Here is a 12054-nt window from a genome sequence, read left to right as displayed (position 1 = left end):
TCGAAAGGGGATGATGATGGCGGGAGTGGTGGCGGTAACCGGCGCGGCCGGTGCGCTGGGCCGGGCGGCGGTGCAGGTGCTGCGCGCGGCCGGCTGGACGGTGGCGGGTATCGATCTGGGCGATGTGCCGGCCGACAGCGTCGACCTGGCGCTGGGTGGCATCGACTTGTCCGACGAGCAGGCGGTGGCCGGCGCGGCGGCGAAGATCGGCGAAGCGCTGGGCGGGCTCGACGGGCTGGTCAATATCGCCGGCGGTTTCAGCTGGGAGACGGTGGAAGATGGATCGGTCGCCACCTGGGACCGGCTCTATGGCATGAATGTCCGCACCGCGCTGATCGCGACTCGCGCCTTGCTGCCGCTGCTGCGCGATGGCGGCGGCGCGATCGTCAATATCGGCGCTGCGGCGTCGGTGAAGGCGGCCGCCGGCATGGGCGCCTATGCCGCGTCCAAGGCGGGCGTCGCACGCCTGACCGAAGCGCTGGCCGAAGAACTGAAGGATGCGGGCGTGCGCGTGAATGCGGTGCTGCCCAGCATCATCGACACGCCGGCCAACCGCGCCGACATGCCCGACGCGGATGCCAGCCGCTGGGTCTCGCCCGAGGCGCTGGGCGGAGTGATCGCCTTCCTGCTGTCGCCCGCTGCGGCGCCGATCACCGGCGCGCTGATCCCGGTCACCGGCCGGGTCTGATCGCGATCGACCGGTTGCCGTTGCAAGGCGCGCAACCGGTCGATGGCGTTTCGTGCAACTGGCCTTGGCGCCTTTGCATTTGCGAAAAAAGCCGGGGAGGACCAGATGAACCTCGATGCTGCGACGCAGCAATATTCTTGTCCGAGGTTCTTATGTTTTCGCTCATCTCGCTCTATTTCGCCTATCGCCGGGACGTCGTCACCGCCGAGCGTTATATCGCCGCGCTGACCCCCGCTGCCGAGCCGGTTTCGGCCGACGTCGTGACCTTCCCGGTCGCCAAGGAAGAAAAGCTGGCCCGCGCCGCCTGATCGGCGCGCCAGCTGACGACTGACTACCTCTCCCGCTGACTGCCCATTTTCGGGGCAGCGCCGCGGCCAGAAGGCCGCCAAGGGATCGCCACAGCGCTAACAGCGCCGGCCCGCCGCTCCGCCATTGCAAGTCAACATATGTGTTGATTAACAAATGGCGAGAACAGCGATCCCCAGGAGAGGTCATGACCTGCAAGCCGACGCAGACGCCTGCGGCTGACACATTCGATATCCCGACCCTGCGCGAGAAATATCGCGCCGAGCGCGACAAGCGGATGCGCGCCGACCGGGAAGGCCAATATCAGCCGACCACCGACGACACGACGCACAGCTATGACGTCGACCCGCATATGCCGGTCGTCGCACGTGACCCGATCGTCGAGGAACTGGATGTCGTGGTGCTGGGCGCGGGCTTTGCCGGCCTGCTCGCTGGCTATCACCTGACCAAACAGGGCGTCACCAATTTCCGCAACATTGACCATGGCGGCGACTTCGGCGGCGTCTGGTACTGGAATCGCTATCCCGGCATCCAGTGCGACAATGACGCCTATTGCTATCTGCCGCTGCTGGAAGAAACCGGCTTCATGCCGTCGAAGAAATTCGCCGACGGCGCGGAGATCCAGGCCTATTGCCGCCAGATCGCCGAAAGCTTCGGTTTCGCCGACAAGGCATTGTTCCACACCCTCATCACCTCGCTGAAATGGGACGAGGCGATCCAGCGCTGGCGCGTCGGCACCAGCCGGGGCGACGAACTGCTGGCTCGCTTTGTGGTGATGGGATGCGGCGTGCTCAACATGCCCAAGCTGCCCGGCATCGCCGGCATCAACAGCTTCAAGGGCAAGATCTTCCACACCGCCCGCTGGGACTATGATTATAGCGGCGGCAGCTATGCCAATCCGGTGCTCGACAAGCTGGCCGACAAGCGGGTTGCCATCATCGGCACCGGCGCGACCGCGATCCAGGCGGTGCCCTATCTCGGCCGCTACGCCAAGCAGCTCTATGTCATCCAGCGCACGCCATCGACCGTGGACGAGCGGCCCAATCCGGCAACCGATACGGACTGGGCGGCGTCGCTCCAGCCCGGCTGGCAGGCTGATCGCCAGGCCAATTTCCACCGCGCCGCAATGGAGTCCTTCGCGCCGGGCGAGCCTGACCTGATCTGCGACATCTGGACCGAGATCGCCCGCAACCTGTCGGCCGAACTGGAGGCCGAGGGTTGGCCGGAAATGTCGATCGAGCAATTCATGGCCAAGCGCGAGGTGGTCGATTATCGCGTGATGGAGCGGCTGCGCGCGCGCGTCGACGAGATGGTCGAGGATAAGGCGACGGCCGAGGCCCTGAAGCCCTGGTATCGCTTCCTCTGCAAGCGACCTCTGTCGAGCAACGAATTCTACCCGACCTTCAACCGTCCCAATGTCACGCTGATCGACGTCGCCGACAGCAAGGGGCTGGAGAAGATCACCGAGAAGGGCTTCGTGTCGGGCGGCGTCGAATATGAGGTCGACTGCATCATCTTCGCCAGCGGCTTCGAGGTGACGAGCGAGCTGAAGCGCCGCTGGGGCATCGACGCGGTCGAGGGGCGCGATGGCCTGTCCATCTATGATCATTGGGCCAATGGCCCGCGCACCCTGCACGGCACCATGACCCATGGTTTCCCCAACCAGTTCTTCATCGGCTATATCCAGGGCGGCCTCAACGCCAGCGTGACCGAACAGTTCGGCCGCCAGGCGGAGCATATCGCCCATATCATCCATGCGGTGATGGATAAGGGCGCCAAGGTGGTCGAGACCACGCTGCAGGGGCAGGAGGATTATGTCCGCCATTTCGAGGAAATGGAAATCGACATGACCGCCTTCCAGCAGGAATGCACCCCCAGCTATTTCACCAATGAGGGCCAGGTGAAGGCGCCCTGGGCACTGTTCCGCAGCTATGGGCCGGGCTGGGGCGCCTTCCAGAAACTGGTGCAGGACTGGCGCGCCAAGGGTGATCTCGACGGCATGGAATTGCGGTCCTGAGCCATGGGCCGGATCGCCCCAGGGATGGTTCGTAGCGGTCGCTGCTCTTCCCTTGGGACGCTCCCGCCAGTTGCGATAGGCAGGTTGAAAATATTGTCCTTGCGGACCCGGCGAGCGGACTCGCGGGCCGTACCCATCGGGCAACGCGGACGTTGCAGGAGGATGCCATGAGCAAGATCGACAATATCGATGTGGAGGCGCTGGCCAAGCCGCTGACCTATCCGACCGAGGCGTTCCTGTCGAAGGACTATGCCCTGGCGGAGAAGGAGAGGTTGTGGCCCCATGTCTGGCAGATGGCGGCGCGGGTCGAGGAACTGCCCGATGTCGGCGACTGGATGACCTACGACATTTGCGATGAGTCGATCATCATCGTGCGGACCGCGCCCGACACATTGCGCGCCTTCTTCAATGTCTGTCCGCATCGCGGCCGCCAACTGGTCGATGTGCCCAAGGACGTGCATTCGGTGCGCGGCAAGAACCGGCGCAGCTTCGTCTGCGGCTTCCATGGCTGGACCTTCGATACCGAGGGCAACAACACATATATTCTCGACCCGCAGGACTGGCAGGGCGCGCTCAATGCCGAATGCACCCGCCTGTCGGACGTTAAGATCGACACATGGGGCGGCTGGATCTGGATCCACATGGACCTCAATGCCGAGCCGCTGATCGATTTCCTGGGCGATGCCGGTCGCATCCTGTCCCACTTCGAAATGGACAAGATGCGCTACAAATGGCGCAAATGGGTGGTCTATCCGGCCAATTGGAAGACTGCGCTGGAGGCTTTCATGGAGCCTTATCATGTCGCGGGCACCCATACCCAGCTGCTCGATTATGGCGATTATTACGCATACAGCGCGGCCTATGGCCTGCATGGGGTGAGCGGTTTCGACCAGCGCGACCCGGCCTTCCAGATGAGCCAGAGCAGCAGCGTCACCCGCGCCGGCAAGGGCGACGATCCGCGCCGCTCCACCTATGAGCTGATCCGCGAAAATTACGAGACATTGAACTATGCCGCCTCGACCGAGAATTTGGTCAATGCGGCGAGCCGGCTGGTCGACGAACTGCCCGAGGGCACGGCGGCCGGCGACGTCATCGCCCATTGGCTGAAATCCGCCAAGGCGGACGATGCCGCGCGCGGCGTCATCTGGCCGGAAATCCCGCCCGAGGTGATGGCCGAGGCGGGGCTTGCCTGGCACGTCTTTCCCAACATGTCGGTGCTGCAGGGAATCACCTTCGCCCTTTGCTACCGCACCCGTCCCTATGGCGACGATCCCGACATGTGCATCTTTGAATCCTACGCGATCGAGCGCTTCCCCGAAGGCGAAGTGCCGGCGACCGAGTGGGAAGAGACGGAGGCCACGGCCGAGGGCTGGGGCGCCGTCCTCGCCCAGGATTTCTCGAACATGGAGTGGGTGCAGAAGGGCATGAAGTCGCGCGGCTTCCGCGGGCCGCTGCCCAACCCCCACCAGGAACGCAAGATCACCAATTTCCACCGCAACCTAGCCACGTACATGGGTACGGGCGCACCGAGGTTACTCAAATGAGCTATGACGATCCCAAGCCCGCCGTCAACGTGAACGCCACCGACAAGAAGGGCACGCCGGTCTACAAGCGGATGCTGGACCTGTTCGAGGCCGAAGGCATCAACACGCTGTTCGGCATTCCCGACCCGAATTTCGTCCACATGTTCCTGGAGGCCGAACGGCGCGGCTGGACCGTGGTTGCGCCCCATCATGAGGCCGCTGCCGGCTTCATGGCCGAGGCCGCGTCGCGCATCACCGGCAAGCCCGCCGTTGCCATCGGCACGCTGGGGCCGGGTATCGCCAATATGGCGCCCGCCATCCAGTGCGCGCTGGTCGAAAATTCGCCGGTCATCTTCCTGTCGGGCCAGCGCGCCCGCGTCACCGAACAGCGCGTCCGTCGCGGCCGCATCCAGTTCGTCAAGCAGATGCCCTTGTTCGAGAATAGCGTCAAATATGCCGCCTCGATCGAATATGCCGACCAGACCGACGAAGTGGTGCGCGAGGGCATTCGCAAGGCGATGGGCGGCACCCCCGGCCCGGTCTATATCGAATATCCCAGCCACATCATCCTGGAGGAGCTGGACCTGCCCGCGCCGCTGGCGCCGGATCGCTATCGCCTGGTCAATCAGGGCGCCGACATCGACCGGGTCAAGGAAGCGGCCGACCTGATCCGCGCGGCCAAGAACCCGATCCTGCTGGTCGGCCATGCCGTCCACACCTCGCGCTCGGGCGCGGCGGTGAAGCAACTGGCGGACCTGATGAACTGCCCGGTGATCCAGACCTCGGGTGGCACCAGCTATATCAAGGGGCTGGAAGACCGCACTTTCCAGTATGTCTTCTCCAAGGCGTCGATCGAGGCGGTCACGGAATCGGATCTGGTGCTGGCGCTGGGCACCGAACTGGGCGAGCCGGTCCATTTCGGCAAATGGCGCTACTGGATGAAGAATGAAGCGATCCGCAAGTGGATCTATGTCGAGCAGGATCCCGCCGCGATCGGCGTCAACCGCCCGATCGACGTGCCGCTGGTCGGCGACCTGCGCGGTGTCGTGCCGCAGCTGGTCGAGGCGCTGAAGGACACGCCGCGCGCGCCTGCGCCGATGCTGGAAGCCTTCATGCGTGATGGCCAGGCGGAACTGGACGAACTGGCCGCGGAATCGCGCACCAAGAGCGATGGCACCGGCGACCTGCCGATCCATCCCGCCCGTCTGGCGGTGGAAGCGACCGAGGCCTTCCCCAAGGACGGCATCCTGATCCGCGACGGCGGTGCCGGCGTGATCTTCCAGTGGACCTATTCGCAGTGCAAGCCGAACGACGTCATCTGGAACCAGAATTTCGGCCATATCGGCACCGGCATTCCCTATGCGACCGGCGCGATGCTGGCGGACAAGGCGGCCACCGGCGTCAGCCGTCCGGGCCTGTTGCTGACTTCCGACAGCAGCTTCATGTTCCATATCGCCGAACTGGAAGTGGCGGTGCGCACCAAGCTGCCGCTGGTCTGCGTCGTCGGCGTGGATAATCAGTGGGGCCTGGAAGTGGGCGTCTACAAGCGCACCTTCGGCCAGGGCACGGAAGAAACCGGCACCCATTGGAGCAAGGAAGTCCGCTTCGACAAGATCGGCGAGGGCTTTGGCTGCCACGGCGAATATGTGACCAGGGCAGAGGACATCAAGCCGGCGATCGCGCGCGCCTATGCCAGCGGCAAGCCGGGCGTCGTCCATGTCGTGATCGACCCCAAGGCCAATTCGGAAGAAATGCCGAAATATGCCGAATTCCGCACCTGGTACGCCGAAGGCACCCAGTAAAATGCCCTTCTTCCCCGGATAAGGGGAGGAGGACCGCCGCAGGCGGTGGAGGGGTGTCTCCCCGGCGGACACACCCCTCGCTCTGGCCTTTGGCCAGCCACCTCCCCTTCAAGGGGAGGATTTTGGAGAGGATGGGACATCGACATGCGCGACTATCGGAACTTCTATATCGACGGCCAATGGGTCGCCCCGGTCGAACCGAAGACCGCGGATGTCATCAACCCCGCGACCGAGGCGGTGGCCGGCACCATTTCGCTCGGCGGCGTTGCCGATGTGAACAAGGCGGTCGCCGCTGCGCGCAAGGCCTTTGCCAACTGGTCGCAGACCACGCGCGAACAGCGGCTCGACCTGCTGCTCGCCATCCAGGCGGAATATGCGCGGCGCCAGACCGAACTGGGCGATGCGATCATCGAGGAAATGGGCGCGCCGTCCTCGCTCGCCCATGGCTTCCATGTCGGCCTGGGGGCGGGGCATCTGCAGACCGCGATCGAGGTGCTGCGCGAATTCAAGTTCGACGAGCCGCATGGCGCGACCATGATCGCGCGCGAGCCGATCGGCGTCTGCGCGCTCATCACGCCGTGGAACTGGCCGATGAACCAGACCTGCGTGAAGATTTTCCCGGCGCTGGCGACCGGCTGCACCATGATCCTGAAGCCGCCACAACTCGCGCCCTTCTCGGCCCAGATTCTGGCCGAGATTCTCGATACAGCGGGCGTGCCGGCGGGCGTGTTCAACATGGTGCAGGGCAGCGGCAGCGTGATTGGCACGGCGCTTTCCACCCATGAGGATGTCGACATGGTGTCCTTCACCGGGTCGGAGCCGGTTGGCGTGCAGATTCAGAAGGACGCGGCGACCACGATCAAGCGGGTCGGGCTGGAACTGGGTGGCAAGAGCGCCTTCATCGTCTTGGATGATGACGCGCTGGCCGCCAATGTCGCCGGCGCGACCGGCGGCATGATGGGCAATTCGGGCCAGACCTGCAGCGCGGGATCGCGCTTGCTGGTGCCCGCGTCGCGCATGGACGAGGCGATCGCGGCGGCCAAGGGCGCGGCGGACGCGGTGACGGTCGGTGATCCGACCGGCAATGTCGCCATGGGTCCGGTCGTGTCGAAGAGCCAGTACAACATCATCCAGGACTATATCCGCAAGGGCCTGGACGAGGGCGCGACCCTGATCGCCGGTGGCGCCGGTCGCCCGGACGGGATCGACAAGGGCTGGTTCGTGAAGCCGACGGTGTTCGTCGGCACCAACGACATGGTGATCGCGCGGGAGGAGATTTTCGGCCCCGTGTTGGTGATCATCGGCTATGACGATATCGACCATGCGGTCGAGATCGCCAATGACAGCAATTTCGGCCTTGCCGGCTATGTCAGCGGCACCGATGTCGACCAGTGCCGCGCCGTTGCCCGGCGGATGCGCACCGGCTGGATCAGCATCAATGGCGGCTTCGATTTCCACGCCCCCTTTGGCGGCTACAAGCGCAGCGGCAATGGCCGCGAATGGGGCGAGCATGGCTTCCTCGAATATCTCGAAGTGAAATCGCTGCTGGGCTACGCCTGAGATGGCGGTCCAGTCCGGGCGCTATGGCGCTGCGAATGGTGCGGTCGCTGCCGAGGGCTGGACCCTCGCGCGGCTGACCCCGCCCAGTCGGCTGCACGGCGCCAATGGGCTGGCAACCGGGCCGGACGGCCGCCTCTATGTCGCACAGGTCGGTGGCAGCCAGGTCAGCGCGATCGATGTCGACAGCGGCGCGATCGAGACGATCAGCGCGATGGGCGGCGCCATCGTCGCGCCCGACGATCTGGTGTTCGACGATGCCGGCAACCTCTATCTGACCGAGATTACCGAGGGCCGGGTCGCGATGCGCACGCCATCGGGCGACGTGCGGGTGGTGCGCGGCGACATTCCGGTCGCCAACCCGATCACCTGGCATCAGGGCCGGCTGATCGCGGGCGAATGCCGCATCGGCGCGCGGATCATGGAACTGGACCTGGATGGCGGCGAACCGCGCGTCATCCTCGACAATATACCGATGGCCAACGCCTTTCAGGTCGGGCCGGACGGCAAGCTCTACTTCCCGGTGATGGGCGCCAACGAGATCTGGCGGGTGGACCTGAATGGTGGCGCGCCCGAAGTGGTGGCCGGCGATCTGGGCGTGCCGGATTCGGTGAAGTTCGACAGCAAGGGGCGGATCGTCACGACCCAGGTCGCCAGCGGGCAGGTGCTGCGGCTTGATCTGGTGAGCGGCACGCGCGAGGTGCTGGCCGATCTTGGCCCCGGCCTCGACAATGTCAGCTTCATCGGTGACCGCATCTTCGTGTCGAGCATTCCGGGCGAAATCACCGAATTGCTGGGCGACGGCAAGGTCCGCTCCGTCGTGCCGCGCGCACTGCAATGGCCGCTGGGCCTGGCCATGGGCGCGGACGGCGCGCTGTTCGTTGCCGACGGCACCTTCGGTTACACGCTGCAACCCGGCGAGGCTCTGACCCTGGCCGGCATGATCTTCTACCCCGGCTGCCCCGGCTATATGCGCGGCGTTGCCGCCGGCGCGCAGGCGGGCGAATGGATCATCAGCACCGGCCTGGGCGCGGTGGCGCGCTATCGGCCGGGGCAGGGGGAAAGCGATTTCCTGGCCACCGGCCTCGACCAGTTGATGGGGGTGGCGGTCGCGCCGGGCGGCGCGGTGGTGGTTGCCGAATATGGCACCGGCCGGCTGCTCTCGATCGAGAATGGCGCGGTCAGCGAACTCGCGACCGGACTCGACAAGCCGATGGGCATGGCGCTGGCGCCGGATGGGACAGCCTATGTCGCCGAGGCCGGGGCAGGGCGCGTGCTGCGCATCGCGGGCGGCCGCAGCGAGACGATCATCGATGGTCTCGGCCGACCGGAAGGGCTGGCGATCCATGATGGGAAGCTGTTCGTCGTCGATACGCGGGCCAAGACATTGGTCGCCACCAACCTGTCGGGCGGCGCGCGTGAGACGATCGCCAGCGCCCTGCCGGTCGGCGCGCCCGCCGGCGTCACGCCCAAATTCCTCGGCCCGATCGGCGACATGGCCGGGCCGATGATCAATTTCGCCGATGTGACGGCGGGACCGGACGGCACGCTCTATGTGTCGGGCGACGCCGAAGGCAGCGTGCTGGCGCTACGCCGCCGGTAAGGGACGGTCGCCGCTGAGCTGCTCGCTGAGCGCGTCCGCCGCCTCGACCAGCGCCTGTTGCAATGCGCCCAGCCCCTCGCGTTGCAGAGCGGCGCCGATGCCGATCGCCACCAGCGCATGGACCGGGCGGCCCGCGCCCTTCCACACCGGCGCGGAGACGACGGTGACGCCAGCAATATATTGGCCCTCGTCCACCGCGAAGCCCTGCGCGCGGGTCTGGCGCAATTGCTCCATCCAGTCGGCGAAGGGCGGCGGATCGTCCCAGCGCAATGTGTCGAACCGCGCCTTCAGTTCCTTCTCGCCATAATCGCCAAAGGCGGCGATGCAGCGGCCGGTGGCGCTGATGAGGGCAGGAAAGCGGCTGCCGACTTGGGCGCTCAACTGAAAGCCGCTGCCCGACTGCGCCATGGCGACGACGATCATATGATCGAGGCCCACCGCCTGCACCCCCAGCATGGTGAGGCCGAAGCGCTGGGCCAGCCGGTCGAGCACCGGCTGGGCAAGGTCATTGAAGGCGTCGCGGCGCAGCCAGTTGCGCGCCAGCGTCAGCACGCCGGCCTGCAGCGCATAGCGTTTGGTGTCGGGATCGAAGGCGACCAGTTCCTCCTCCACCAGCGCACGCAGCACATAGAGGCAGGTGCTGGGCACCAGCCCCAGTTCCTTGGCGATCGCCTGCACGCCGAGCGGCCGGTCGCTCTTGCCCAGCAGGCGCAGGATCGCGGCGGCGCGGGCGATGGCGGGCGCCTTGCTCTCCTGCACGGCCTTGGCGACCTTGCGGACGGTGGAGGGCGGGCGGGGCGTCGTGCGGCTGTCGGTCATGGCACCATCCTATCGCGCCGCCGATGGCCTGTCATTCGAAATATAGAACATCATTCACCATTTACAACAAATGAGTCGCTGTGACATCGCTTGTTGCAAGCAGCGACGGGGTTTTGACCCGTTCGCCCGGTTGAATGCCGGACCGATGGGATGGGATGATGGCGAAGCTAACCGACTATCGCAGCTATGCCGATGCACAGGCACATGCGACCTCAGCGGCGCTGTGGGATTTGTTCGACGGCGACCGCGACGAACTGAACATTGCTCATGAATGTATCACCCGCCATGCCGATGGATCGGGTCGTGCTGCCGTGCGCATCGCTCATGCGGATGGCCGGGACGAGATATTGAGCTTCGACGCGATCGCGGCAGGCGCCGCGCGCTTCGCCCATTGGCTCGATGCCGAGGGCATTCAGCCGGGCGAACGCATCGCCTTCATGCTGGAGCCTTCGCTGCCCTTCTATGTCTGCCTGTTCGGGGCGATGCAGACCGGCGCGATCTCGGTGCCGCTCTTCACCCTGTTCGGCCCGGATGCGCTGCGGCTGCGGGTCGATGACTGCAAGCCGACCATCCTCATCACCAACGCAGAAAAGGCGGAGCTGGCGCGCAGCATGGACGGGCCGCGCGTGATCGTCGCCGACGACGCGCTGCTGGCCGATCTCGCCCGCTTCCCGGCGACCTACAGCCCCAGGACCAAGGCCAATGACCTGGCCGTCTTCCAATATACATCGGGCACCACGCGCGAACTGCCGGAGGCGGTCAAGCACAGCCACCGCGCGCTGGTGACGTTGATGTTCGCCGCCCTCTACGGCACCGGCATTCGGCCGGGCGACGAGTTTTTCTGCCCCTCCTCGCCGGCCTGGGGCCATGGCCTGTGGCATGGCACGCTGGCGCCGCTGGGGCTGGGCGTGACGACGGGCACCTTTGCCGGCCGGTTCGATCCGGTGCGGCTGATGCAGGCGCTGGACGCTTATGGCATCACCAACATGTCGGCCGCCGCGACCCATTATCGCATGATGAAGAATAGCGGCCGGGCCGCCGACTTCGCCTTCCATTTCGACAAGCTGTCCTACACCGGCGAGCCGATCGACCCGGCGACGCTGGAGTTCATCGACGCCCATTTCAAGGTGCCGGCCTGTTCCATGTACGGCACGACCGAGATTGGCGTGGTGCTGGTCAACTATCCCGGCGCGCGGGATTTCATGGTGAAGCCGGGTTCGCTGGGCAAGGCGGTGCCGGGCCAGAGGCTGGAAGTGCAGCGTCCCGATGGCAGCGCCTGCGATCCCGGCGAGATTGGCGAGCTGATGCTGTGGCGCCGCGACCGGTGGGAAACCACCAAGGACCGGGCGAAGATCGACGGTGACGGCTATTTCTACCATTGCGGCCGCGCCGACGACGTCATCATTTCGGCCGGCTGGACGATGAGCGCGGTCGAGATCGAGAATACGCTGCTCAAGCATGAGGCGGTGCTGGAATGCGCGGTGATCGGCGTGCCCGACGACAAGCGTGGCCAGGTGGTGAAGGCCTTCATCATCCTCAATCGCGACGGCAGCGACGCGCTGGTCCGCGAATTGCAGGACTTCACCCGCGAAAAGCTCGCCCAGCATGAATTTCCCCGCATCGTCGAATTCGTGACCGACCTGCCCAAGACGCCGGCCGGCAAGGTCCACCGCAAGATATTGAGAGATCGTGAGGCCGCCAAGGCGGTCGAACTCGCCAACTGAAGTCAGGAGAAGAGA

The 12054-nt window shown here is 65.4% G+C and carries 9 protein-coding genes; 8 read left to right on the top strand and 1 reads right to left on the bottom strand.

What is annotated here, in order from left to right; translation table 11 throughout:
- Nucleotides 1-10 precede the first annotated feature (10 nt).
- The 7 genes from VHN57_RS19530 to VHN57_RS19500 all read left to right on the top strand — a co-directional run bounded on the left by VHN57_RS19530 (nt 11) and on the right by VHN57_RS19500 (nt 9496).
- Entirely contained in the window at nt 11-688 is a 678-nt protein-coding gene (locus tag VHN57_RS19530) for an SDR family NAD(P)-dependent oxidoreductase (RefSeq protein WP_278985746.1), read from the top strand.
- A 137-nt stretch (nt 689-825) separates the two neighbouring features.
- Nucleotides 826-996 (top strand): hypothetical protein, encoded by a 171-nt coding sequence (locus VHN57_RS19525; RefSeq protein WP_155276487.1) that lies wholly within the window; start codon nt 826-828, stop codon nt 994-996.
- 185 nt (nt 997-1181) lie between these two features.
- On the top strand, nt 1182-3011 hold the full coding sequence (locus tag VHN57_RS19520; protein ID WP_278985747.1) for a flavin-containing monooxygenase: 1830 nt from the start codon (nt 1182-1184) through the stop codon (nt 3009-3011).
- A gap of 167 nt (nt 3012-3178) precedes the next feature.
- Nucleotides 3179-4555, top strand: coding sequence for an aromatic ring-hydroxylating oxygenase subunit alpha (locus VHN57_RS19515; RefSeq protein ID WP_278985748.1), 1377 nt, complete (start codon nt 3179-3181; stop codon nt 4553-4555).
- Nucleotides 4552-6336 carry a thiamine pyrophosphate-binding protein gene (locus tag VHN57_RS19510; protein WP_004209074.1) on the top strand — a complete coding sequence of 595 codons (1785 nt, stop codon included), beginning with the start codon at nt 4552-4554 and terminating at the stop codon, nt 6334-6336. Before VHN57_RS19515 ends, VHN57_RS19510 begins: the two co-directional genes overlap by 4 nt.
- A gap of 144 nt (nt 6337-6480) precedes the next feature.
- A complete protein-coding gene (locus tag VHN57_RS19505) occupies nt 6481-7896 on the top strand; it encodes an aldehyde dehydrogenase family protein (protein ID WP_278986877.1) in 1416 nt (471 codons plus the stop codon).
- A 1-nt stretch (nt 7897) separates the two neighbouring features.
- Nucleotides 7898-9496: an SMP-30/gluconolactonase/LRE family protein gene (locus tag VHN57_RS19500; protein ID WP_278986878.1), complete on the top strand. Its 1599-nt coding sequence runs from the start codon at nt 7898-7900 to the stop codon at nt 9494-9496.
- On the opposite strand, the gene VHN57_RS19495 is transcribed toward VHN57_RS19500, so the two are convergent.
- Nucleotides 9482-10315 (bottom strand): IclR family transcriptional regulator, encoded by an 834-nt coding sequence (locus VHN57_RS19495; RefSeq protein ID WP_037521968.1) that lies wholly within the window; start codon nt 10313-10315, stop codon nt 9482-9484. The two genes, VHN57_RS19500 and VHN57_RS19495, sit on opposite strands and share 15 nt — an antisense overlap.
- A 155-nt stretch (nt 10316-10470) precedes the next feature.
- Between VHN57_RS19495 and VHN57_RS19490 the strand changes: the two genes are divergently transcribed.
- Nucleotides 10471-12039 (top strand): acyl-CoA synthetase, encoded by a 1569-nt coding sequence (locus tag VHN57_RS19490; RefSeq protein ID WP_423284962.1) that lies wholly within the window; start codon nt 10471-10473, stop codon nt 12037-12039.
- Nucleotides 12040-12054 lie beyond the last annotated feature (15 nt).

The organism is Sphingobium salicis subsp. salicis (genome assembly GCF_049472635.1).
Lineage (GTDB): Bacteria > Pseudomonadota > Alphaproteobacteria > Sphingomonadales > Sphingomonadaceae > Sphingobium > Sphingobium yanoikuyae_A.
Note: the sequence above shows the minus strand (reverse complement) of the source record. Positions and strands in the feature narration are given on the sequence as shown.